The sequence below is a fragment of the Pseudomonas fulva NBRC 16637 = DSM 17717 genome (assembly GCF_000730565.1).
GTDB classification, from domain to species: Bacteria; Pseudomonadota; Gammaproteobacteria; order Pseudomonadales; family Pseudomonadaceae; genus Aquipseudomonas; species Aquipseudomonas fulva.
The window spans coordinates 1-23,041 of sequence record NZ_BBIQ01000027.1 but is presented as its reverse complement, the minus strand read 5'-3'; the positions used below and the strand labels follow the sequence as shown (position 1 = coordinate 23,041).

At 63.7% G+C, this 23,041-nt stretch carries 25 protein-coding genes and 1 pseudogene; 12 read left to right on the top strand and 14 right to left on the bottom strand.

Annotation, left to right across the window (positions count from 1 at the left end; genetic code table 11):
• Positions 1-92 precede the first annotated feature (92 nt).
• On the bottom strand, positions 93-2,150 hold the full coding sequence (locus PFU01S_RS20250) for an LTA synthase family protein (protein ID WP_023535377.1): 2,058 nt from the start codon (positions 2,148-2,150) through the stop codon (positions 93-95).
• 153 nt (positions 2,151-2,303) lie between these two features.
• On the bottom strand, positions 2,304-2,495 hold the full coding sequence (locus tag PFU01S_RS20245) for a PLDc N-terminal domain-containing protein (RefSeq protein ID WP_027914307.1): 192 nt from the start codon (positions 2,493-2,495) through the stop codon (positions 2,304-2,306).
• A gap of 130 nt (positions 2,496-2,625) precedes the next feature.
• On the opposite strand from PFU01S_RS20245, the gene PFU01S_RS20240 reads away from it, so the two are divergent.
• The gene (locus tag PFU01S_RS20240) at positions 2,626-3,564 is read left to right on the top strand and encodes a ZIP family metal transporter (RefSeq protein ID WP_027914306.1); all 939 of its coding nucleotides are present in this window, start codon (positions 2,626-2,628) and stop codon (positions 3,562-3,564) included.
• A 31-nt stretch (positions 3,565-3,595) separates the two neighbouring features.
• Here PFU01S_RS20240 and PFU01S_RS20235 read toward each other — a convergent pair whose 3' ends face one another.
• Complete coding sequence (locus tag PFU01S_RS20235) at positions 3,596-4,126, bottom strand: hypothetical protein (RefSeq protein ID WP_028687839.1); 531 nt, start codon at positions 4,124-4,126, stop codon at positions 3,596-3,598.
• A gap of 59 nt (positions 4,127-4,185) precedes the next feature.
• Positions 4,186-4,719 carry an ankyrin repeat domain-containing protein gene (locus PFU01S_RS20230; RefSeq protein ID WP_028687838.1) on the bottom strand — a complete coding sequence of 178 codons (534 nt, stop codon included), beginning with the start codon at positions 4,717-4,719 and terminating at the stop codon, positions 4,186-4,188.
• A 271-nt stretch (positions 4,720-4,990) separates the two neighbouring features.
• Here PFU01S_RS20230 and PFU01S_RS20225 point away from each other — a divergent pair, with 271 nt between their 5' ends.
• Positions 4,991-5,263 (top strand): DUF3509 domain-containing protein, encoded by a 273-nt coding sequence (locus tag PFU01S_RS20225; RefSeq protein ID WP_023535336.1) that lies wholly within the window; start codon positions 4,991-4,993, stop codon positions 5,261-5,263.
• Positions 5,264-5,454: 191 nt separating this feature from the next.
• Here PFU01S_RS20225 and PFU01S_RS20220 read toward each other — a convergent pair whose 3' ends face one another.
• The 3 genes from PFU01S_RS20220 to aroC all read right to left on the bottom strand — a co-directional run bounded on the left by PFU01S_RS20220 (position 5,455) and on the right by aroC (position 8,315).
• Positions 5,455-5,991: an oxidase gene (locus tag PFU01S_RS20220; protein WP_028687837.1), complete on the bottom strand. Its 537-nt coding sequence runs from the start codon at positions 5,989-5,991 to the stop codon at positions 5,455-5,457.
• Positions 5,988-7,142, bottom strand: coding sequence for an MFS transporter (locus PFU01S_RS20215; RefSeq protein ID WP_028687836.1), 1,155 nt, complete (start codon positions 7,140-7,142; stop codon positions 5,988-5,990). The genes PFU01S_RS20220 and PFU01S_RS20215 overlap by 4 nt, the downstream gene beginning before the upstream one ends.
• Positions 7,143-7,223: 81 nt before the next feature.
• Positions 7,224-8,315, bottom strand: a complete 1,092-nt coding sequence (gene aroC / locus PFU01S_RS20210) for a chorismate synthase (RefSeq protein WP_028687835.1) — start codon at positions 8,313-8,315, stop codon at positions 7,224-7,226.
• A 182-nt stretch (positions 8,316-8,497) separates the two neighbouring features.
• Between aroC and PFU01S_RS20205 the strand changes: the two genes are divergently transcribed.
• Together PFU01S_RS20205 and PFU01S_RS20200 are read left to right on the top strand one after the other, a co-directional pair.
• Positions 8,498-9,457 (top strand): alpha/beta hydrolase, encoded by a 960-nt coding sequence (locus PFU01S_RS20205; RefSeq protein ID WP_027914300.1) that lies wholly within the window; start codon positions 8,498-8,500, stop codon positions 9,455-9,457.
• 63 nt (positions 9,458-9,520) lie between these two features.
• On the top strand, positions 9,521-10,303 hold the full coding sequence (locus PFU01S_RS20200) for a hypothetical protein (protein ID WP_028687834.1): 783 nt from the start codon (positions 9,521-9,523) through the stop codon (positions 10,301-10,303).
• A 90-nt stretch (positions 10,304-10,393) separates the two neighbouring features.
• Here PFU01S_RS20200 and prmB read toward each other — a convergent pair whose 3' ends face one another.
• Complete coding sequence (gene prmB, locus PFU01S_RS20195) at positions 10,394-11,302, bottom strand: 50S ribosomal protein L3 N(5)-glutamine methyltransferase (protein WP_028687833.1); 909 nt, start codon at positions 11,300-11,302, stop codon at positions 10,394-10,396.
• A 181-nt stretch (positions 11,303-11,483) separates the two neighbouring features.
• On the opposite strand from prmB, the gene PFU01S_RS20190 reads away from it, so the two are divergent.
• The 5 genes from PFU01S_RS20190 (at position 11,484) to PFU01S_RS20170 (ending at position 14,349) form a co-directional block, all read left to right on the top strand.
• The gene (locus PFU01S_RS20190; protein WP_028687832.1) at positions 11,484-12,074 is read left to right on the top strand and encodes a cysteine hydrolase family protein; all 591 of its coding nucleotides are present in this window, start codon (positions 11,484-11,486) and stop codon (positions 12,072-12,074) included.
• A gap of 81 nt (positions 12,075-12,155) precedes the next feature.
• The gene (locus PFU01S_RS20185; RefSeq protein WP_027914296.1) at positions 12,156-12,476 is read left to right on the top strand and encodes a hypothetical protein; all 321 of its coding nucleotides are present in this window, start codon (positions 12,156-12,158) and stop codon (positions 12,474-12,476) included.
• A gap of 264 nt (positions 12,477-12,740) precedes the next feature.
• Positions 12,741-13,301, top strand: coding sequence for a Smr/MutS family protein (locus PFU01S_RS20180; protein ID WP_023535332.1), 561 nt, complete (start codon positions 12,741-12,743; stop codon positions 13,299-13,301).
• Positions 13,302-13,370: 69 nt separating this feature from the next.
• Entirely contained in the window at positions 13,371-13,916 is a 546-nt protein-coding gene (gene folE, locus PFU01S_RS20175) for a GTP cyclohydrolase I FolE (protein WP_023535356.1), read from the top strand.
• A gap of 61 nt (positions 13,917-13,977) precedes the next feature.
• Positions 13,978-14,349, top strand: coding sequence for a glutaredoxin family protein (locus PFU01S_RS20170; protein ID WP_028687831.1), 372 nt, complete (start codon positions 13,978-13,980; stop codon positions 14,347-14,349).
• Positions 14,350-14,418: 69 nt separating this feature from the next.
• On the opposite strand, the gene PFU01S_RS20165 is transcribed toward PFU01S_RS20170, so the two are convergent.
• Positions 14,419-15,021 carry a glutathione S-transferase family protein gene (locus PFU01S_RS20165; protein WP_028687830.1) on the bottom strand — a complete coding sequence of 201 codons (603 nt, stop codon included), beginning with the start codon at positions 15,019-15,021 and terminating at the stop codon, positions 14,419-14,421.
• Positions 15,022-15,166: 145 nt separating this feature from the next.
• Between PFU01S_RS20165 and PFU01S_RS20160 the strand changes: the two genes are divergently transcribed.
• The gene (locus tag PFU01S_RS20160; protein ID WP_027914294.1) at positions 15,167-16,357 is read left to right on the top strand and encodes a benzoate/H(+) symporter BenE family transporter; all 1,191 of its coding nucleotides are present in this window, start codon (positions 15,167-15,169) and stop codon (positions 16,355-16,357) included.
• Between the two features lie 54 nt (positions 16,358-16,411).
• Here the strand turns inward: PFU01S_RS20160 and PFU01S_RS23010 are convergent, their stop codons facing one another.
• The 3 genes and pseudogenes from PFU01S_RS23010 to PFU01S_RS20150 form a co-directional block, all read right to left on the bottom strand.
• Positions 16,412-17,275, bottom strand: coding sequence for a methyl-accepting chemotaxis protein (locus tag PFU01S_RS23010; protein WP_414226569.1), 864 nt, complete (start codon positions 17,273-17,275; stop codon positions 16,412-16,414).
• Positions 17,273-17,800 (bottom strand): annotated as a pseudogene (locus PFU01S_RS23005) (HAMP domain-containing protein); the annotation flags it as partial. The pseudogene PFU01S_RS23005 and the gene PFU01S_RS23010, both read right to left, overlap by 3 nt.
• 1,033 nt (positions 17,801-18,833) lie before the next feature.
• Positions 18,834-19,595, bottom strand: a complete 762-nt coding sequence (locus PFU01S_RS20150; protein WP_028687829.1) for an SDR family oxidoreductase — start codon at positions 19,593-19,595, stop codon at positions 18,834-18,836.
• A gap of 175 nt (positions 19,596-19,770) precedes the next feature.
• On the opposite strand from PFU01S_RS20150, the gene PFU01S_RS20145 reads away from it, so the two are divergent.
• Positions 19,771-20,772 carry an NADP-dependent oxidoreductase gene (locus PFU01S_RS20145; RefSeq protein ID WP_027914291.1) on the top strand — a complete coding sequence of 334 codons (1,002 nt, stop codon included), beginning with the start codon at positions 19,771-19,773 and terminating at the stop codon, positions 20,770-20,772.
• Between the two features lie 69 nt (positions 20,773-20,841).
• Here PFU01S_RS20145 and pyrF read toward each other — a convergent pair whose 3' ends face one another.
• Positions 20,842-21,543 carry an orotidine-5'-phosphate decarboxylase gene (pyrF, locus tag PFU01S_RS20140; protein ID WP_027914290.1) on the bottom strand — a complete coding sequence of 234 codons (702 nt, stop codon included), beginning with the start codon at positions 21,541-21,543 and terminating at the stop codon, positions 20,842-20,844.
• 216 nt (positions 21,544-21,759) lie between these two features.
• Here pyrF and PFU01S_RS21955 point away from each other — a divergent pair, with 216 nt between their 5' ends.
• Positions 21,760-21,927 (top strand): DUF2897 family protein, encoded by a 168-nt coding sequence (locus PFU01S_RS21955; protein ID WP_023535343.1) that lies wholly within the window; start codon positions 21,760-21,762, stop codon positions 21,925-21,927.
• Between the two features lie 55 nt (positions 21,928-21,982).
• Here PFU01S_RS21955 and PFU01S_RS20135 read toward each other — a convergent pair whose 3' ends face one another.
• Positions 21,983-22,318 (bottom strand): ComEA family DNA-binding protein, encoded by a 336-nt coding sequence (locus PFU01S_RS20135; protein ID WP_028687828.1) that lies wholly within the window; start codon positions 22,316-22,318, stop codon positions 21,983-21,985.
• Positions 22,319-23,041 lie beyond the last annotated feature (723 nt).

Sequence of the window (23,041 nt, the reverse complement as noted above, 5' to 3'; positions counted from 1 at the left end):
AACTGACCTTGGCCCTTGGGGAATGTTCAGAAAGTTGAACACCCCCGACCAGGGCCGCCCGGGAGCGGCCCTGGTCGGGGATGTGGACACGGTTACTTCGGCGTGCCGTGCACTACCCCTGCCGTGTTGTCCAGCAAGCTCTTGGTGGCCGTCTGAATATAGGCTTCGAGCTGCTTGAGCAACTGCGGCTGGTCCGGGCTTTCGATGAGCTCGGCCTTGAACTCGCGACCCAACTGATAGCGGTACAGGCGCGGGGTCATGTCCTTGGACTCGATCAGGATACGGTCGCCCTGCACCAGGCCCACGATCTGCTCGCTGCCCGAAGGCTTGATCATGCCGATGCCTGGGTCGCCCTCAGGCAGGTTGAGCAAGTCGCGCCCCCAGCACTGATGGCGCGTCTGGCCGCCCAGGCGACCCATGATGGTCGGTACGATATCGACCTGGGTGCCCACGGTGTGGTTGACCGCCCCGAACTTCTCCTGGATGCCTGGAGCGATCAGCAGCAGCGGTACGTTGAACCGTCCCAGGTCCAGTTCGGTGACCTGTTGATGGTTGCCGAAACCATGGTCACCCACAATCACGAACAGGGTGTCCTTGAAGTAAGGCTCCTTGCGCGCCTTCTCGAAGAACTGGCCCAGGGCCCAGTCCGAGTAGCGCATGGCCGTCAGGTGTTCGTCCAGGCGGCCTTGCCCGGTCACCTTCTCTACCGGCAGGTCCTTGGGCAGGGCGTACGGCGTGTGGTTGGACAGGGTCTGGAGCAAGGCATAGATCGGCTTTTTACCATCGTGCTTGGCCAGTTCCTGATTGCCGCGGTCGAACATGTCCTGGTCGGACACGCCCCACGTCGGGTCAGAGAACACCGGGTCGACGAAGTCCTGCCGGCCGATGAAGGTGGTCATGCCCTGGTTGCCGAAGAAGCCGGACTGGTTGTCCCAGGCGAAATCGCCGTTGTAGACGTACACGTCGTCGTAGTCACGGGCGCTGAGCAAGGCTGGCAGCCCGGACAGCTTGTGACCGCCCTCCGGGGTCTGCATCAGGTACTCGAAGCCTGGCAGGTTGGGGAAGCACGCCATGGTGGCGAACATGCCCTGGTGCGTGTGGGTGCCGTTGGAGAAGAAACGGTCGAACAACAGCCCTTCCTTGGCCAGCTTGTCGAAGTAAGGGGTGATGTTGTTGGGGCTGCCCAGCGCGCCGACCGAATGGCCCGCGAAGCTCTCCATCAGGATCACCACCACGTTCTTGATGGGCAGGGTGCCCTCGGCTGGCGGCACGAAATCGCGGCGCACGGCAGCTTCGTCGGCATCGACCAGGGTGTCATGGGGGGTCAGCAGCTGCTGGCGTACGGTCTGGGTCGCCAGATTCTGCTCCAGCACCGGCTTCCAGATGTTGGCGCGGTCCTCGCCAAAGCGGCTCTTGGCGGCGTCGATCAGGGTCAGGGTGCCGTTGAGGCCCAACTGGTTGACGAAGTTCGAGTCGGTGGTGAACGCGTCACCCCAGCGCATGGGCGGGCCCTGACGCAGGGTGCCACGGGCGGCGATCACGGCCACCAGCAGGATCACCATGAACACTGCCAGGCGGTAATACCAGGCAGCCACCGGCTGGGTCCCAATCCCGCGGGTCAGCCGGTCCACACCCTTGAACAGCAGGCTGAGCAGCCAGGTTCCGAACACCCAGGCCAGCAGGTAGCGCACCACTGGGAAGCCGTACCAGAGCATGCTCATGACGGTTTTGGGGTCTTCCTTGATGTACTGGAACACCAGGCCGTTCAGACGCTGGTGGAACTCGCGATAGAAGTCCAGCTCCATCAGGCCCAGGAACATCACCACGCTGGCGGTGAGCGTCAGCCAGAACCGGAACACACCCCGGCGGGCCATGGCCCAGGGGCTCAGCAGTGCCAGCAGCAGCGGTATGCTGATGTACACCACCACCCGAAGGTCGAAGCGCAGGCCGTTGACGAACCCTTCGGCGACCGTGGCCGCTGGCGTGTCGCCAATCATGTCGCTGTTGTAGACCAGCAGTGCCAGGCGCACGAGGCTGAGCATCAGCATGATGACCAGCGCGCTGAGCAGCGTATAGGCCAGGTGGGATTTGAGGGTCGGCGAGAACGGCGCTCGCGCGCGCCGTTGCTTCAAGGCGTCCGGGTTGGCCATGAACAGGAAGGTCCTAGAAATGCGGTTTGCGAAGAAGGCGCTGGCGCAAGACCAGCGCGGCATTGTGCGGGTGCGGATTCTGTTTAATTCATTGTGAAAATTTTGTCACGGCCTGGATGCGCCTGTGGCGCCAGGGGTGTAGTTGTGCTGACTTCAAAGCCGGCCCGAGCCGCGCGGCCCGGCGATGGCCCAGATCACCAGCCCCACGACTGGCAGCAGGGCAATCAGGAGAATCCACAACACTTTTACGCCCACTTCGCGGTCGCTCTTGTAGACGTTGATGATGGCCCAGATATCCAGGGCAAGAATGATCAGACCTACCAGGCTGTTGAACATCGATCCCATACCGCGTACTCCAGTTGATGAGTGTATTGCTGCATAGCATAGCCCCCTATCGGTTCAATAGAAGGGAATCCTTGGCCTGGCCAGCAGGTCACTGCCTATGATGCATCGTCATTTCGATCAGAGGTTCTGCATGCCACCTGCCCACAGCCACAGCGCCACCCCGCCCTCGCCGTTCAGCGTGTGGCGGCAACAGATAGCCAACAACCCCTGGGTCGGAGCAGGCCTTGCGCTGAGCCTGGTGGCCGTCGTGATCCTGCTGGGTGCAAGCCTGTGGAACGCGGTCAACGGCGATCATTCCGAAAACCTGCACCTGGCCGCGCTCGGTGGCCTGTCCGGGTTTGGCGCCACCGCACTGGGCGCCGTGCTGGCCGTGGTTTTGCGTGATGTCAGTAGCCGTAACCAGGATGTGATGCTGGGGTTCGCTGCCGGCATGATGCTGGCGGCCAGTTCGTTTTCGCTGATCCTGCCGGGTCTGGACGCGGCGCGGGAAATCACCGGCAGTGGGCCGGGTGCGGCTTTGATCGTGGTCGTCGGCATGGGGTTGGGCGTGCTGCTGATGCTGGGCCTTGACCGTTTCACACCGCACGAGCATGAACGCGTCGGCGTGGTTGGGCCAGAAACCGAACGGTTCAGCCGGGTCTGGCTGTTCGTGCTGGCCATTACCCTGCACAACTTGCCCGAGGGCATGGCCATCGGAGTGAGCTTCACCAACGGTGACATGAACATCGGCCTGCCACTGACTACCGCCATCGCCATCCAGGACATCCCGGAGGGCCTGGCCGTGGCGCTGGCGCTGCGGGCGACCGGGCTGTCCAACCTGAAGGCCGCACTGGTGGCGATTGGTTCAGGGGTGATGGAACCCTTGGGCGCGATCATCGGCCTGGGCATTTCCACCGGCTTTGCCGTGGCCTACCCCATCAGCATGGGGCTGGCGGCGGGCGCGATGATCTTCGTGGTCAGCCACGAGGTCATTCCTGAAACCCACCGTCACGGCCACCAGACCTCAGCCACGCTCGGCCTGATGGGCGGTTTTGCGGTGATGATGTTCCTGGACACCGCACTGGGCTGACAGCGCCGATGTGCGGCCGTGTACGAAACGGTCAGGCGTGCAGGGCGATTTTCAGGGCCTCCAAGGCTGGCTCGGCCTTGATGCCGAGTTCAGCGGCCAGCGCCTGGACCCGTTCCAGATCCTGCTGGCCCACCATGACCATCTGCAACTCATCATCGAGCAACTGGCTGAAATCGAGCAGTACGTAGCCACCGGCTTCCTTGTTGAGCGCTCCCATCTGCACCTGGATGCGGTTGAGCGCAACGAGCGGTTCGGTGCGTGCCAGCTGCTTGGGCTTGAGCGTGAACGGCACGCTCTTGTCGAAAGAGTCGCTGATCTGCTGGAACAGCTCCTGATAAGTGTCGGCCTGGAATACCACGGTATCGGGCAGGCTGCCGAGCACTGTCCATTCGCCCAGTGGGATGGGAAAGCTGTCGTCGTAGTTGATGTCGGGGTTGGCGACCAGGAAGGCGTCGGGGTCGGCGTAGGCCTGGGCAGCCTCGTCGGCAATGCGCTCGATGTCTTCTTCGCGCAGGCAGCCTGCACCGATGAGGCGGATGAATTCGAGCAGCTGAGTTTTCATGAGGGGGGCCTGTGGCGATGGCAAAGTCGCCAAGGATAGCCGCAAACGCCCCCTGCCCGTTAGCCTGCCAGCGCTTGCAGGCGTGCGGTGGCGTCCACTGCGCCCATGGTCTGGGCTGCCATCAGTGCGTTGGCACCACGGGCATCTTGCAAGGCGGGGTTGGCACCCTGGGCCAGCAGGTACTCGAGGATCTCGACACGGTTGAACATGGCGGCCAACATCAGTGCCGTGCGTCCATCCTGGGCAGCGGCATCGACCGGTACACCGTTTTCCAGCAACAGGCGGATCATGGCCATGTCCCCTTTGAAGGCGGCACCGGCAATGGGCAACTGACCATTGTCGTTGGCGATCAGCGGATCGGCCCCGTGGCTGAGCAGCACCTGAACGGCGTCATGGTGGCCGTGGTAACTGGCCAGCATCAGCAGGGTGTCGCCCTTGTGATTACGCAGGTTCACCGGCAGACCGCTTTGCAACAGGCGCTCCAGCATCGGGGCATCGCCTTGACGGGCCTTGTCGAATACTTGTGCGGCGAAGGCCGCCGCTTCATCGGTAGACATTTGAGCAGGCTGAGCGGGCGCAGTCTGGGTGGACATAAGGAACCTCCTGGTAGAAATCGTTGCCCAAGTGTTTGTCAGGCCCTTCCTGCGCGTCAAAGGTTCCGTTTCTATCGAGCCCATAGTGTTGGTCGGCTCGCCGTGCAAAATGCACTGTGCAAAATGCATGACCTTGCAGGTTGCATGGAAAGCATTCTCCAAAAGTAGCCCAAGCCCCTGATTTTATTGGATTTTTTCTACACGCTGTTTCTGGCACGGTCGCTGCAATCTATCTAGACATCGATTGCCACACACCTTGTCAGGAGTAGTCATGAACCTTATCCAGGAAAAATTCGTCTCGGTGTTCCCTGCTTACCAAGTAGCGACTCAACCACGTCCTGACGGCGGCATCTTGCTGACTCTGCGTGCGGCCGACGGCAAGGTTACCCGCCGTGTACTGACCTACACCCAACTGCACAGCGCCGAGCAATTGTCCTGGGCCATCAGCGCCATCCGCCGTGACCTGGCCGAGCAAGCCAGCGAGCTGCCGGTGATTTCGATGCTGCAGAGCCAACAGCGTTTTGCGTTGCCGACGTATCGCTGATTCTTTCACTGCCCGAAAGCGACCATTCCAGGTAAAAGCGACCATTCCAGGTAGGAGCGGCCTCGTGCCGCGATGGGCCGCACTGCGGCCCCAAGATTTCGGCGTAAAAGCTAATACCGCCGGGGCCGCTACGCGACCCATCGCGGCACAAGGCCGCTCCTACCCGGGCATCACATGTCTTGGGCGCAAGGCTACAGCTCGTCTATCCCCAAAAACGCTCGCGCGCTCGCATCGCCGGTGAAGATCGGCTGACTCCCCGCTTGCGCTGCAAATAGCCTGAACGCCAGGCAAAACGGCGCCTCACCCAGCTCAAGCCAGCGCCGCGTCCCCGCCGGCACGCGCAACTGGTCGCCCTTCTCACACATCACCGAATACACCCCAGCGCCCAGGCGCAAGCCGACCTGCACGCGTCCGCTCACCACAGCGATCACTTCGTTGGTCTCGAGCACATGCTCATCGCGCAGATCAGGGCCTTGCGCCTCGATGCCGTCACGGTTGATCACCGCATAGGCCCGGCAGGCGTGCGTAGTCATCAGGTGATCCAGATGGGCTTGGCAAGCTTCCATCATCTCATCGTGCAAAGTGCCCGGACGCACCCGCAGCCCGTGCTCAGCCTGGGTCAGCGTCACCCCATGCTCGGCGAGCGCGGCCGTGATGTCTTCGGCGTGGGTCAGCACCTTGTTGGGCAACTGCGGGGTGGAGGGATCGAATACGCAGAGGATGCTCATCGTAAGGTCCTGTTCGGTTGCGAATGAAAGGCCATGATAACGGCTGCTGCCAGTGCTGCGGCGCTGGCCATACCAAAGGTGAGCCCAGGGCCCAGCATGTTCCAGCTGTAGCCGGCGTACAACGCGCCCAGGGCGCCGCCGGTACCCGACAGCGCGGCATACAGGGCCTGGCCCTGCCCCTGCTGCCTGGCGCCGAAACTGGCCTGTACGAAGGCGATGCTGGCGGCGTGAAAGCAGCCGAAGGTGGCCGCATGCAGCACCTGCGCGCCCACCAGTACGCTGGGCTCCGCCGCCAGGTTACCCAGCAACAGCCAGCGCACCGCGGCCAGTACGAAGCTTGCTAGCAGCACCCGGCGCACGCTGAACCGCGCGAACAGCCGGCTCATGAGCATGAACATCACCACCTCCGCCACCACCCCGAGCGCCCACAGCAGGCCAATGGCCGTTCGGCTGTAACCCAGGTGCTCCAAGTGCAGCGTAAGGAAGGTGTAGTACGGCCCATGGCTCAGTTGCATGAGTGCCACACAGGCATAGAACGCCAGGACCCCAGGCGCACGCAGCTGCATGAGGAAACCGCCGGCCGCCTGCCGCTCACCGTGCTCGACGGGCTGGGCATTGGGTACCCAGAGGCTGGCGGCCACGATACCCGCCATGATCAGAACCAGGGCCACAGGGTAGATGTCCAGGCTCAGCCACTCGAACAGGCGCCCAAGCCCCACCACGGTGAGGATGAACCCGATCGACCCCCACAGCCTTACCTGGCTGTAGCGCGACGTCTGGCCGTGCAGGTGCGCCAGCGTAATGACCTCGAACTGCGGCAGCACCGCGTGCCAGAAGAACGCATGCAAGGCCATGACCATCGCCAGCCAAGCGTAGCTCTTGCCGAAGAAGATCAGGCTGAACGTTGCCAGCGTGCACAGCGCCCCAAGCCGCACGATCAGCAGGCGCTGGCCGGTCCGGTCCCCTAGCCAGCCCCACAGGTTGGGCGCTATGCAGCGCATCAGCATGGGAATGGCCACCAGTTCGCCGATCCGCGCGGGCGAAAAGCCCAGGTGGTCGAAGTACAGCGCCAGGAACGGCGCCGTGGACCCCAGCAAGGCGAAATAGAAGAGGTAGAAACTGGACAATCGCCAGTAGGGTATTGGCTGCATGGGGTTGCCTTGGAAAGCAGGGCCTGCTGGCGGTGACTCAGCCGCTTGAGTCACCGCCGCGAGAAAACAGGCCCAGGTGGGTCAGAGCTGGCCCAGCACCGGCGTGCTCACCTTCACCTCGGCGTTCTGGGCACGGTGGCGCAACAGATGATCCATCAGCGCGATGGCCATCATCGCCTCGGCGATCGGGGTGGCGCGAATGCCTACACAGGGGTCATGCCGGCCTTTGGTGATCACGTCCACAGGGTTGCCGTCGACGTCCACCGAGCGGCCCGGCACGGTGATGCTGGAGGTGGGCTTGAGTGCCAGGTGGGCAACGATCGGCTGGCCCGAGGAGATACCACCCAGGATGCCGCCCGCGTTGTTGCTGAGAAAACCCTGCGGGGTCATCTCGTCGCGGTGTTCGGTGCCGCGCTGCGCGACGCTGGCAAAGCCTGTGCCGATTTCCACACCCTTCACAGCATTGATGCTCATCAGCGCGTGGGCCAGCTCGGCGTCCAGGCGATCGAAAATCGGCTCGCCCAGGCCCGGCATCACGCCCTCGGCCACCACGGTGATCTTGGCGCCTACCGAATCCTGATCGCGGCGCAGCTGGTCCATGTACGCCTCAAGCTCCGGCACCTTGCTCGGGTCGGGGCTGAAGAAAGCGTTCTGCTCCACCGAGTCCCAGGTCTTGAAAGGGATTTCGATCGGGCCCAGCTGGCTCATGTAGCCACGCACGGTGATGCCCTGGGTGGCCAGGTACTTCTTGGCGATGGCGCCGGCAGCCACGCGCATGGCCGTTTCGCGGGCCGAACTACGCCCGCCGCCACGGTAGTCGCGGGTGCCGTATTTGTGGTGGTAGGTGTAGTCGGCATGGGCCGGGCGGAACAGGTCCTTGATGGCCGAATAGTCCTTGGACTTCTGGTCGGTGTTGCGGATCAGCAGGCCAATGGAGCAACCGGTCGTGCGCCCTTCGAACACGCCCGAGAGGATTTCCACCTCATCGGGCTCCTGGCGCTGGGTGGTATGGCGGCTGGTGCCGGGCTTGCGCCGGTCCAGGTCACGCTGCAGGTCGGCGAGAGAGATCTCAAGGCCTGGCGGGCACCCATCGACAATGGCGACCAACGCCGGGCCATGGCTTTCGCCAGCGGTGGTGACAGTGAACAGCTTGCCGTAGGTATTGCCGGACATGGACGCTCCGCGAGATCTGCCTGAAGTGAACGAAAGCGGCAGTATACAGATGGATTGCCTGCCTGTGCGGGCCGGTTGGCAAGCGCATCGTTACGGACGATACAGGGCCTTGGACCTGGCCCTAGAACCTTCATTGGCCATTGTGGGTCAAAGTGCTATCTCCCCCTGTGTAGTTGCGCACGATGCCGCGTTTCATTGCCCTGTTTTGCCTGCTGTTGACCAGCCTTTGCCATGCCGCCACCCCCACCGTCCTGCACCGCCCCATCGACCTGGACACCGGTCAGGGGGTACTGCACGGCAGCCTGCTGTTACCCCAGCAGGACACGCCGCCGCCGGTGGTGCTGATCATCGCAGGCTCCGGGCCCACCGACCGCGACGGCAACAACCCGGCCGGCGGGCGCGTGGACAACCTGAAGCGCTTGGCCCTGCTGCTGGCCAATGCAAACATCGCCAGCGTGCGCTACGACAAGCGCGGGGTGGCCGCCAGCCAACCGGCCACGCCCGATGAGCGCGACCTGAGCGTGGAACGCTACGTTGCCGATGTGGTGGCTTGGGGCCACAAGCTCAAGGCCGACCCCCGCTTCGGCCCCTTGATCCTGATCGGCCACAGCGAAGGTGCGCTGATCGCCAGCCTGGCCGCCGAGCAGGCCGGGGCCAGCGCAGTGATCAGCCTGGCCGGCAGCGGCAGGCCCATGGCCGAGGTGGTGCGTGAGCAGCTGGCCGAGCGCCTGCCGCCTGCGCAGCTGGCCCGTGGCAGCGCCCTGCTCGACCGCCTGGAAGCTGGCCAGACCAGCCTGGACGTGCCCGCACCACTGCGCCAGGTGTTTCGCCCCAGCGTGCAGCCCTACCTGATCACCTTGTTCCGGCAGGACCCGGCAGCCGCGTTTGCGCGGCTGTCCATGCCGGCGCTGATCGTGCAGGGGCGCAACGACGTGCAGGTGGACGTGGCGGATGCGCAGAAGCTCAAGGACGCCAAACCCGATGCCCACCTGGTGCTGATCGAGGGCATGAACCATATGCTGCGCATCAGCCCCAAGGACATGAGCGAACAGCGCGAGAGTTACCAGAACCCCCAGTTGCCGCTGGCACGGGAGCTGGGCGAGCAGATCGTCGCGTTCATTCGCCAGTTGCCACCGGCCTGATCGACGGGCTCAGGTCTGCGCGCAGGCGGCCGATACAGCGTGCATAGCCAAGGACATGCCCTGATGACCACACCACCTGCTGCCACAGAGCCGGCTGAAGAGCCCCAACACACCCCCGCCCTGCCCTGGGCGGACCTGGCCGTCGAACATCACCAGTTGCTGCGCCTGGCGCCCCTGCCTGGCGACCGCGCAACCGGCGCCCGCCCCCTGCGTTTCGTGCAGTTCGGCTATGCCGAGCGCCACGACCCGGCCCACAGCCTGCTGCGCATGCAGATTGGGTTGCCCGGCCAGAAGGTGCACAAGGGCCATAACCAGGTGGACATACGCGTAGATCACCAGACGAAGCGCGTGTACCTGGGGGATGAACATGGCCTGCAACTGGAGCCGGTCAATCGCGGCCTGGGCCGCTTTTTGCTGGCCCAGGCTGCCCAGTGGCTGCAGCGCAAATGGCCGAATTACCGAGTAGAGGCTTTTGCGCTGCCGAGCAAGGATGCGCTGGAGGAGGACTCGCGCCTGCGCCGGGACCAGTGCCTGCGTGGGGTAGGCCTTGAGGTGCACTACGAAGACGGGCAGGTGCTCAAGGGCCGAACGGCCGAGACCCGGGTAGACCAGTTGGAGGTAGGCTGGAACAGCGAGCGCGTGCAGCGCGTGGGCCTTCTGGATGCAGCGCAGTTGCTGCAGCAGGCAGACCAGCAGTTGCAGGAAGGCGAAGCCCGCTTGCGCGAGCGCGACGAGCGTGTGGCCAAGTACCAGCGCGAAGACAGCGGCTTGCGGTTCACCATCACCTGCCTGGTGGCCTTTGCACTGTTTCAGGCCGGGCTGCTGATCTGGATCGCCACGCGTTGAAAGCCTGGGGCCGGCGTTGTGCGAGCCTCAGGTGGTGTGAAGACGGCTTGGGCGGAACGGGCGCCTGGCACCCGTGCCCCCCACTCGGCCTCAGACGCGGCCTTTGAACAACGCCTGATGCTGACGGCACTGCTCGGCGGTGAGCATGAATACCCCATGCCCGCCGCGCTCGAATTCGAGCCAGGCGAAGTCGACTTCCGGGTACAGCGCCTCGACATGAACCTGGCTATTGCCCACCTCCACGATCAGCAAGCCCTTGTCGGTCAGGTGATCGGCCGCTTCGGCCAGCATGCGCCGTACCAGGTCCAGACCATCGGCACCGCAGGCCAGGCCCAGCTCCGGTTCGTGGTGGTACTCGGCCGGCATGTCGCCGAAGTCTTCGGCGTCCACATAGGGCGGGTTGGACAGGATGAGGTCGAAGCGCTGGCCCGGCAACCCCTCGAAACCATCGCCCTGCACGGTGTACACCCGGCCATCGAGGCCATGGCGCTCGATGTTCTGGTTGGCCACTTCGAGCGCTTCGAACGACAGGTCGGCCAGCACCACCTCGGCCTGCGGGAAGACGTCGGCGGCGACGATCCCGATGCAGCCGGAGCCGGTGCACAGGTCCAGAATGCGGGCTGGCTCAGCGCCCAGCCACGGCTCAACACGCTTTTCCAGCAGCTCGCCAATGGGTGAGCGCGGCACCAGCACACGCTCGTCGACGATGAACGACATGCCACAGAACCAGGCCTCGCCCAACAGGTAGGCGGTGGGCACCCGTTCTTCGATGCGGCGCTTGAGCAGGTGCTGCAGCTGTACACGCTCGGCATCCTCGAGCATGCAGTCCAGGTAGCTGTCGGCCACCTCCCACGGCAGGTGGACTGCCCCCAGCACCAGCAACCGGGCTTCATCCCAGGCGTTGTCGGCACCGTGGCCGAAGAACAGGTCGTGCTCATGGAAGCGGCTGACCGCCCAACGGATGTAGTCGCGCAGCGTGCGCAGACGGGATGTGATCACGGGAAACTCCTAATTCAGACTGGCCGAAAGTCTAACAGCCCAGGCCCTGGATTTGTTCCCTGCAATCGCCTGTACGGTAGCCACAGGCCAGCAACCACGCCGCTTGCGTTGTCAACCATTCCCATTGTCGCCAAGGCAGGGGAGAATAGGCGTACAAAAGCCCTATACCAAGGAGCCCTTGATGTCCGTTCCAACCACGATGTTCCGCCTCACTGGCCGCGATTACCCGCCGGCCAAGCTGAGCCAAGCCAGCCTGATCATCATTGATGCGCAGAAGGAGTACCTGACCGGGCCCCTGGCGCTGTCGGGCATGGATGAGGCCGTGGCCAACATCGCCAGGTTGCTCGACGCCGCGCGCAAGGGCGGCCGTCCGATCATCCATGTTCGCCATCTGGGCACCGTTGGCGGGCGCTTCGACCCCCAGGGCCCTGCAGGTCAGTTCATTCCGGGGCTCGAACCGCTGGAAGGCGAGACCGTGATCGAAAAACGCATGCCCAATGCCTTCAAGAACACCAAGCTGCACGAGACGTTGCAAGCACTCGGCCATCTCGACCTGATCGTCTGCGGCTTCATGAGCCACTCCAGCGTCAGCACCACCGTGCGCCGTGCCAAGGACTATGGTTACCGGTGCACCCTGGTGGAAGACGCGTCGGCCACTCGCGACCTGGCTTTCAACAATGAGGTGATTCCAGCGGCGCAGATCCACCGATGTGAAATGGCCGTGATGGCCGACAACTTCGCCTGCGTGGCGCCGACGTCCAGCCTGATCTGATCCGATCAGGAGGGTGGCGGCAGGCAGGAACCCGAGGTGTGTTTGTGGGTCCAAGGGCCCAGACCCCTACAGGAGAGCAGGATGAAGCTTAAAGGCAGTATCGACGCCAAGCGCCTGCGCCCGCGCCAACCGCGCAGCTGGGGCGCACGCCTGGGTGCTGCGCTTGCCGCGCTGCTGGCCACCCTTGGTGTGTTACTGGCCATGGCCGGCGTGGCCGGGCTGCTGGGCAACTACCCTGCCCTGGCCGAACTCAACGCCAACAAGCCGCTTGCCGCCACCTTGACGGTGGTGGGGCTGCTGATGCTGTGGCTTGGCGTACGCTTCTGGCGCCTGAGCCGCATTCGCATGCGCCGTGCTCGGGAGCTGAACATGTCGCCCCACTTGATGAAGAAGCATGAGTGAGGTTCCTGCAACCGCAGCCCCCCTGTAGGAGCGGCCTAGTGCCGCGATGGGGCGCGCAGCGGCCCCAGGATTTCAGCTTGGCCGCCTAGATCGCCGGGGCCGCTGCGCGTCCCCTCGCGGCACTAGGCCGCTCCTACATTAGCTCACCGTCTCCCTTAGCTCACCGTCCCCCTTAGTAGCCCACCGTCGCCCTTCCCCACCCGACCACCATGGCTGCACACCGCCGCGCACTCGCGTAAACTATGCCGCCCACGCGGAGGCATCATGCAAGACGACGATTTTTCCCTGTTCAAGGCCGAAGTGCGCGGCGTCAAGCCGATCACGCACGACCGTGCCGAGGTCGGCAAGCCCAAGGCCGATCGCCAGAAACTGGCCGGCCTGCGCCAGTCGGCGACCGTGTCCAGCGACAAGGCATTGGTCATCGATGGCATGTCCGACCAGTTCGTCATCGACGTGGGCGCCGAAGACGAACTGATGTGGCGCCGTGACGGTGTTCAGGAAACCCAGCTGCGCAAGCTCAAGCTTGGACAGATACCGTTCGAAGGCAGCCTGGACCTACACGGCATGACCGTGGAAAAGGCGCGCGAGACGCTTTGGGATTTCATCGCCGAGGCGACGCGCCTTGAAGTACGCTGCGTGCGGGTCACCCATGGCAAGGCGGCACGCCTGGACGGCAAGCGCCCCATGATCAAGAGCCACGTCAACACCTGGCTGCGCCAGCACCCGCAAGTGCTCGGCTTTGCCTCCTGCAGTGCCCGCCACGGTGGCACCGGCGCGGTCTATGTGATGCTCAAACGAACCATGCTCGAAGGCCGCGACGAGTAACGCCGCGCTTGCAGCGCCGCCCTTGCCGCCGTAACCTTCGTTTTTGCGATTTTTCCCACAGGTAGATCCATGTCCCTGGAACAGAACTACACCGAGATCCTCAGCCAGATTGGCGAGGACGTCTCCCGTGAGGGCCTGCTCGACACGCCCAAGCGGGCTGCAAAGGCGATGAAGTATCTTTGCCGCGGTTATGAGCAAACACTGGAAGAAGTGACCAACAACGCGTTGTTCAGTTCCGACAACAGCGAAATGGTGCTGGTCCGGGACATCGAGCTGTATTCGATGTGCGAGCACCACATGTTGCCCTTCATCGGCAAGGCCCACGTGGCCTACCTGCCCAAGGGCAAGGTGCTGGGCCTGTCGAAAGTGGCACGTATCGTCGACATGTACGCCCGCCGCCTGCAGATTCAGGAAAACCTCAGCCGCCAGATCGCCGATGCCGTGCAGCAGGTGACCGGTGCCGCCGGCGTTGCCGTGGTCATCGAGGCCAAGCACATGTGCATGATGATGCGCGGTGTGGAGAAGCAGAATTCGAGCATGATCACGTCGGTGATGCTGGGTGAGTTCCGCGCCAACGCGGCCACCCGCAGCGAGTTCCTCAGCCTGATCAAGTAACCGGCTGCGTCACCCAGGCCGACCCCTGCCGGTCGGCCTTTTTCATTTCAGGAGTTTGTACATGATCGTCAAAGCCCTGCGGGTTGGCCTCGGCCAGCTTATCGTATTCGGCGACTGGGCCAGCCGCCCGGCCAAGCGCAAGCGCGACCCGGCGGCCCAGGCCCGCGTGGACGAGGCGGCCAAGGGCCTGGCGCTCTACCAGTTCCATGCCTGCCCGTTCTGCGTCAAGACCCGCCGCACCTTGCACCGCCTGAATGTGCCGGTGGCGTTGCGCGATGCCAAGAACGACCCTGTGCACCGCCAGGCCTTGGAACAAGGCGGTGGCCGGATAAAGGTGCCCTGCCTGCGCATCGAGGAAGCGGGCAAGGTGACCTGGATGTATGAGTCCAAGGCCATCATTGCTTACCTGGATGAGCGGTTTGGCAAGGGTTGATTCAGCGGTGGCGGGTGCAGCCTTGGCACCCGCCAGCGAGCGAGGTCGCTCCTACATGTTGCTCGTGAATCAGCCCACCATCGGCACATGCCGCGGATGGCTGCTCACCCTCTCCAGCCAGGCACGCACGGCCGGGTAGTCCGCCAGGTCGAAACCGCCTTGCTGTGCCACATGGGTGTAGGCATACAACGCCACATCGGCGATGGAATACTGGTCACCTACCAGGTACGGCGTCACCTGCAACTGCCGCTCCATCACACGCAGCGCCTTGTACCCGCCCTTGTGCAACTTGCGGTACTCCTCCACGCGATCATCCGGCAGCCCCAGGTAGAACTGGATGAAGCGGGCCACAGCGATATACGGCTCATGGCTGTATTGCTCGAAGAACTGCCACTGCAAGACCTGGGTGCGCAGGCGCGGCTCGGCGGGCAGGAACTCGCTGCCGTCGGCCAGGTAGTTGAGGATGGCATTGGATTCCCACAAGTAACTACCGTCCTCAAGTTGCAACACCGGCACCTTGCCGTTGGGGTTCATGGCCAGGAACTCGGGCGTCTCGGTCTCGCCCTTGAGAATGTCCACGGCGTGCCACTCGTAGGGCCGCCCCAACAGGCTGAGCATCAACTTGACCTTGTAGCAGTTACCCGATTGATAATCGCCGTAAACCTTGTACATCACCCCTACCCCTGCAATGCCGTCATACCAGAGCGCCTGATAGTTAACGACTGTACGGTTAAAAGCAATGATCGCTGTATCGCTGCTGTCACCTCGCCTGGCGTTAGTCTGAAAACCACGGCGTACACCCTTACAAGGATTTTTCATGACCGATGCCACTTCCGCTCGTCTTCGCCCCCTGGCAGATACCTCGCCCTCGGCGGTGGTCGCAGGCTTCATCGCCATGCTCACCGGCTACACCTCCTCGCTGGTGCTGATGTTTCAGGCCGGGCAAGCGGCTGGCCTGACCACCGCGCAGATATCCTCCTGGATCTGGGCGCTCTCGATCGGCATGGCGGTCTGCAGCATCGGCCTGTCCCTGCGCTACCGCACGCCCGTGACCGTGGCCTGGTCCACGCCCGGCGCGGCGCTGCTGATCACCAGCCTGGGCGGGGTGAGCTACGGGGAGGCGATCGGGGCCTACATCACCTGTGCTGCGCTGGTGCTGATCTGTGGGCTGACCGGCAGCTTCGAGCGCCTGGTCAAGCGGATTCCTGCCTCGCTGGCATCGGCGCTGCTGGCAGGCATCCTGTTCAAGATCGGCAGCGAAATCTTCGTCGCCGCCCAGCACCGCACCTTGCTGGTGCTGGGCATGTTCTTCAGCTACCTGTTGGTCAAGCGCCTGTCCCCGCGCTACTGCGTACTGGCCGCTCTACTGGTGGGCACGGCCCTGTCCGGTGCCTTGGGGCTGCTGGACTTCAGCGGCTTCGCCCTGGAAATGGCAACGCCGGTATGGACCACGCCGCACTTTTCGCTGGCAGCCACCATCAGCATCGGCATTCCGCTGTTCGTGGTGGCAATGACCTCGCAGAACATGCCGGGCATTGCCGTGCTGCGGGCAGACGGTTATCAGGTGCCGGCCTCTGCGTTGATTTCAACCACCGGCCTGGCTTCGTTGCTGCTGGCCCCGTTCGGCTCGCACGGGGTGAACCTGGCCGCCATCAGCGCGGCCATCTGCACCGGGCCGCATGCCCATGAAGACCCGAGCAAGCGCTACACCGCGGCCGTGTGGTGCGGCGTGTTCTACGGTGTAGCCGGCGTGTTCGGAGCGACCCTGGCAGCGCTGTTCGCGGCCTTGCCCAAGGAACTGGTGCTGTCGATTGCGGCGCTGGCCCTGTTTGGCTCGATCATGAATGGCCTGACGGTAGCCATGAGTGAAGCGCGCGAGCGTGAAGCGGCCGTCATCACCTTCATGGTCACGGCCTCGGGGCTTACGCTGTTCTCCATCGGTTCGGCCTTCTGGGGCATCGTGGCCGGTGTACTGGCCCTGCTGATCCTGAACCCACGCAAGGCGTAAGACACCCGCCCATGGCAGGCTCTACGCCGGCGGAGCCCTGCCAGGGCGGCGCCATCACAGCCTGAAGTGCCCCACCATGCCCTTGAGGTCGGTGCCGAGCTGCGCCAGCTCGACGCTGGACCGGGCGCTGTCCTGCATGGCCAACGCAGCCTGGTCGGCACTGCCACGAATTTGCGTGACGCTGCGGCTGATTTCTTCGGCGACCGAGCTTTGCTGTTCGGCGGCGGCGGCGATCTGCTGGTTCATCTGCTGAATCAACGACACCGCTGCAGCAATACTGCCCAGCGCGCTTTCAGTGTGCAGGGCATCGGCCACGGCCAGGCGCACCAGCTCCGTGCTGCCGCGAATCTGCGCGACGGACTGCTGCGCATTGCCGCGCAGGCTGGCCACCAGGGTTTCGATCTGCTCGGTGGACTGGCGCGTGCGCCTGGCCAGTGCACGCACCTCGTCGGCCACCACTGCAAAGCCGCGCCCCTGCTCGCCGGCCCGGGCCGCTTCGATGGCCGCGTTGAGGGCCAGCAGGTTGGTTTGCTCGGCCACGCTCTTGATGACTTCGAGCACATCGCCAATGGTATGGATTTCAGAGCTGAGGCTCTCGATGCCCGCACTGGCGGTTTCGGCCGCGGCGGCCAACTGCTCGATGCGCTGCATGCTCTGGCGCACCACATGCTGCCCCGAATCGACCTTCTCGTCCGCAGCCTGCGCCGCTTGCGCGGCTTCCTCGGCGTTGCGCGCCACATCGTGCACGGTAGCCGTCATCTGTTGCATTGCCGTGGCCACTTGTTCGGTCTCTTCCTTCTGGCTGCCGACTTCGCGGTTGGTCTGCTCGGTCACGGCCGACAGCGCCTGGGCGTTGCCGGCCAACTGCTCGATGCCTTGCTGCAAACCGCTGACGATGCCTGACAGGCCGGCGGCCATCTGCTGCATGGCCTGCATCAGTTGCCCCACTTCATCGCGGCGCGGGGCGACGGGCTCGAACGCCAGTTCGCCGTCGGCAATGCGTTGCGCACGGGCAATCACATGTTTGAGCGGGCCAACCACGGCGCGGGTGATCAGCCAGGCGGCCAGCACGCCCACCAGCAAGGCCAGCGCGGTGGCGATGGCGATGGCCACCGTGTTGCGCTGCAAGTCGCCTTGCAGCACGCGCTCTTCGGTGAGGTAGGCCTGATCGACGCGACTTGTGACGTGCTCGGCCGAGGCCTGCAACTGCGCTTTGAGGCCTTGTTCGCTGGCCAGTTGGTCGGTGTATTCGTTGAGTTTTTCGGAGAAGCTGCCAATGTGCCCCGCCACCTCGTTGAGTACGCTCTGGTAGCCACTGTCGGTGACAGCCGCTTGTAACTGGCCCACAAGGCTGGCGGCCTCGACCGTTTGCGCGATGCGCGCCTGGCTGACGTCGTCTTCGCCCTTGCGGCTTTTCTCAAGGCGCACCCGGGCTTCATCCATGGCCTGGAGCATCAACCGCGAGACCTGCGCCACCTGCGCGGCCTGCTCCAGGAACTCACCGCCCTGCTGGCCTTGTGATTGCTTGAGGGTATACACCCCGTCATCAGCCAGGCCGGATTGCAGCACGTCGAGGTTGTTGGCAACGCTTGAGACCGACCAGCTGGCGGTATCGAGCGCCAGTTCCTTGGCCTGCACCGCGCCGACGAACGCTTCGAATGCCTGCCCATAGGCGGCCAGCTCGGGCTCGGCTGCGGCCAGGGCCGGCAGTGCACGAGCGCGCTCGACCAACCCTTGCAAGCCGGCGCGCAAGGCTTCGGCTTGCTTGATGTCGGAGCGCAGTGCAAATGCCTGTTCGTGCTGGCGCAGACGCAACAGGTCGGTATTGAATTGTGCCAGCGCGCGCAGGCTGTCAAAGCGCTGTCCGACACTGTGCAACGCCGCGATACCGATGGCAGCCACCGCCAGGGTCAGCAGCAACACCAGGGTGAAGCCCAGCGCGAGTTTGCGCGCCATGCCCAGGTTGGCCAACACACCGTGCTTGCTCGCGCCCATGCCGATTCCCCTTGTGGGTGTCAGGTTATCCCGAACGCCAAGGGTGGCAACGTTGCCAACCCCTGAACAAGGGCCTGACGTCAGAATAGTGTCAAATAGCTATGAGTATGTCGGTAATGGGTTTGTAGGAGTCGTCCTACGTATGAAAGGCAGGGATGGGTGGCCGGATGTTGTCTGGCAACGACGGTGGTTGGTGGAGGGACATGGTGGCGGCACGCTGGGGGTGCGCGAGGGATGAAGATTTGCGGCTCGGGGCGGAGAACTTGGGGCCGCTGCGCAGCCCATCGCGGCACAAAGACCGCTCCCACAAAAGTGCAATCTACAGGCTACTGAGCCCCGTGTGGGAGCGGCCTTTCCGGGGCGCCGGACCGACCGCGATGGGGCGCGCAGCGGCCCCAGGATGTCAGCGTAATAATGCCTCTTCAGACAAGTGCTCAGCCCCTGGCAGCCTTTGGGCTTCATCCACCACAACCTCACCGATTCAAATTGCCGTGGCCCCTCCATCCACCGTCAGACAGTGCCCAGTGGTAAACGCCGCACCATCGCTGCACAGGTACAACACCGCACTGGCGATTTCGGCCACGGTGCCGATGCGCCCTACCGGGTGCATGGCGGCAGCGAACTCGGCTTTGCGGGGGTCGGCTTCATAGGCACGGCGGAACATGTCCGTATCGATCACGGCCGGGCACACGGCATTGACCCTGATGCCCTTGCGGGCATATTCGATGGCGGCAGACTTGGTCAGCCCGATCACGGCATGCTTGGACGCACTGTAGATGCTCATCTTCGGCGCTGCGCCCAACCCCGCCACCGAGGCGGTATTGACGATAGCGCCGCCGCCCTGGGCCAGCAGTAGCGGCAGCTGGTATTTCATGCACAGCCACACACCTTTGACGTTCACGCCCATGATGGCGTCGAACTGCGCCTCGCTGCCGTCGGCCAGCTTGCCCTGCTCGATCTCGATGCCCGCATTGTTGAAGGCATAGTCCAGCCGGCCATAGGCGGCGACCAAGTGCTCGTGCAGCTGGCGGACCTGGTCTTCGCGGGTCACGTCGCAGGCGATGAACAACGCCTCGCCACCTGCGGTCCGAATCTGCCCGACCGTTTCCTCGCCGCCCACGGCGTCCAGGTCGGCGACCACCACCTTCAGGCCCTCGCCGGCAAAGGCCAGCGCCGTTGCCCGGCCGATGCCCGCCCCGCCCCCGGTGACCAGTGCTACCTGGCCCGAAAAACTCATGCTCATGCCGCGCTCCTGTCAGGGCCTGTGAGGCACACGAGCATAGCCAGCCGCTGGTAAGGCCGCAGCATCATCACATGGACATTTATAGGACCATGCTTGTCAGTGATGTTGAGGACCTGCTTTCATCAACAAGGTAGATTTATCCTCTTGTGCACATCCCATTCTTCAAGGACCCGTCATGACCCAGACCAATCGCCGCTTCCTGCTCGTCAAACGCCCGGTCGGGGCGGTAACGCGTGAAGACTTCAAGTTCGAGACCCTGCCTGCCGAACAACCCGGTGAAGGGCAAGTGATGGTGCGCAACCTGTACCTTTCCCTGGACCCGGCCATGCGCGGCTGGATGAACGAGGGCAAGTCCTACATCCCGCCGGTTGCCTTGGGGCAGGTGATGCGCGCCCTGGGCGTGGGCGAAGTGGTTGCGTCCAACCACCCGGACTTCAAGCCTGGCGACCATGTGAACGGCGCATTGGGCGTGCAGGATTACTTCACCGGCGAGCCCCAGAACCTGCAGAAAATCGACCCGAGCCTTGCACCCCTGCCCCGCTACCTGTCGGCCTTGGGCATGACCGGCATGACGGCGTACTTTGCCTTGCTGGAAGTGGGCCAGCCTAAAGCCGGCGACACCGTGGTGATCTCCGGCGCCGCGGGTGCGGTGGGCAGCATTGCGGGGCAGATCGCCAAGATCAAGGGCTGCCGCGTCGTGGGTATCGCGGGCGGTGCCGAGAAATGCCAGTACCTCAAGGATGAACTGGGCTTTGACGGCGTCATCGACTACAAGGCCGAGGACGTACAGGCAGGCCTTAAGCGCGAATGCCCGAAAGGCGTGGACGTGTACTTCGACAACGTCGGGGGCGAGATTCTGGATGCGGTGCTGACGCGCATCAACTTCAAGGCGCGCATCGTGATCTGCGGTGCGATCAGCCAGTACAACAACAAGGAAGCGGTCAAAGGCCCGGCCAACTACCTGGCGCTGCTGGTGAACCGTGCGCGCATGGAGGGCTTCGTGGTGATGGACCACGCCAAGGACTACGGCAAAGCGGCCAAGGAAATGGCCGGCTGGCTGGCCAATGGGCAGGTCAAGAGCAAGGAAGACGTGGTGGACGGCCTGGAAACCTTCCCAGACACCCTGTTGAAACTGTTCAACGGGCAGAACTTCGGCAAGCTGGTGTTGAAGGTGTAATGACTGACTGGACGCACGCCTTTCAGGTCCCGATCCGATGACGGTGCCTGAAAGGCGTGCGGCTCAGGCTCAGCCGCGAATCTCGGCCACTACCGCTGCCAACGCTTGGGCCGGGTCGGCGGCCTGGCTGATGGGGCGGCCGATTACCAGGTAGTCCGAGCCGGCGTCCAGGGCCTGGCGCGGCGTGAGGATGCGACGTTGGTCATCCTGGGCGCTGCCTGCCGGGCGAATGCCGGGGGTGACGAGCTGCAGGCCAGGGTGAGCGGCCTTGAGCGCCGGGGCCTCCAGCGCCGAGCACACCAGCCCGTCCATACCGGCCTTTTCGGCCAGCGCCGCCAGGCGCAGTACCTGTTCTTGCGGGTCTACATCCAGGCCGATACCGGCCAGGTCTTCGCGCTCCATGCTGGTGAGCACGGTCACGCCGATCAGCAGAGGTTGCGGGCCGCTGCGCTTGGCCAGTTCTTCACGGCAAGCAGCCATCATGCGCAAGCCGCCGGAGCAATGCACGTTCACCATCCACACGCCCATCTCGGCAGCGGCCTTGACGGCCATGGCCGTGGTGTTGGGGATGTCGTGGAATTTCAGGTCCAGGAACACTTCGAAGCCTTTGTCACACAGGGTTTCGACAATGCCCGACGCGCTGCTGGTGAACAGCTCCTTGCCCACCTTGACGCGGCACAGCGCAGGGTCCAGCTGGTCAGCCAGCTTCAGGGCGGCTTCGCGGGTAGGGAAGTCCAGGGCGACGATAAGGGGCGTCTGGCAAGCAGGCATGGCAGGGTCTCTTGGCAAGTCGGAAACGGCGCGCATTGTAAACGATGTGACGCAGGCTGGGGGGGCCGCTGGCCCAGGAATTGGTCGGACGGTGGGCCAGGATGTGGGCCGGTGGGTGCTGGGCCTGCGTGAGGCGCCGTACCATTGAACCAACGAAGCGGCGCCTGGCTCAAAACAGGTGAGCAAGCCGCTTACATTCGCAACAGGAGAAGGAAAATGCCTTGGTATGCCTGGCTGATACTCATCGTTGCCATTGGCTCGATCGTCGGCGGTTTGATGATGCTGCGCGACACGGCCAAGAAGCTGCCGTTGACTGACGAGCAGTTGCGCAAGGTTCATGAACGCAACGCCGAGGCCGATGCCCGGGATGCGCAAGACCGCTGAATGCGGTTGATGGCCTTTCAATGAGCGGGCCTGTCGAAGGCCCGCCCCTCTGTACTTATTGCACTTTCAGTTTGTCGCGGTTGCGTTCTAGCAGCGCATTGCCGATGCCTTTTATCTCGAGCAATTCATCGACTGACGCGAATGGCCCGTGGGCTTCGCGGTAGGCGACGATTGCCTCGGCCTTTGCCTTGCCGATGCCGTTGAGTTCTTTCTGGAGCGTCAGGGCATCTGCGCTGTTGAGGTCGACCAGCGGGGTTGCTGACTGGCTTGCCTGGGCGACCATCGCCATGGGTTCGACCATGTTCGTGGCATTGGTCGGTGCTGCGTTTACGGTGAACGAAAGGCTGGCGATGAGTGGGAGCAGCAGCGCGGTGAGCAGGTTTTTACGCATGATGAAGACTCCTAGGGTTGGTCGTTTCTGGCAGCCTGTTCCTTGGGCTGCGGGGTTAACCCTAGCGCTGGAGGTGGGGGTGGGACAGGGTTGGGGATGGGGTAATGGTTACCGGATTGGTCGGGGGTGGGCTTAGGGTGGGGGGTGGTTGGAGAGGTGGTTTTGCCTGGGTTGGCCGGGGCGTGCAGGGTTTATGGGCAGGGGGATGGCCGATGGAAAATGGGGCTGACGTGGTGGGGGTCTTGAGTCTGACAAGCGTGTCGGGGTAGTCGCTTGGGGGTTAGGGTGTGTGATGTGGTGCTGAATGCGGGGGTGCTGGGTGCCCTACGGGGTAAGAGCCGCGGAGATGGTGGGCGCGCTTTAGATCTTGGGGCCGCTTTGCGGCCCATCGCGGCGCGAGGCCGCTCCCACAGGTCCGGGTAGGCCTGTGCTTCACGCCGTGTCATCGCCTGCCTAGCACCGCATCTGAAGGCTAACGCCTCCCGGGGTGGGAGCAACTGTCTTGCCCGATTTATTTAAAATCTAGCCCGCCCCCCCAGGGGGCGCGCTTGTCGCGCGGCCACGGGCGAAGCCCGTGCCATCCAGCGCGGTATTGGATTGATGGGCAAGCCCGCTCCTGTATGAGTTACGTCGGCTTCCTGCTCTAGGTCCGCATAGGCTGTGGCAAGACCAGATCAAGCCAAGGCTTGCCCGTCCTTAGCATGGCATTGAGCCGTACGATCG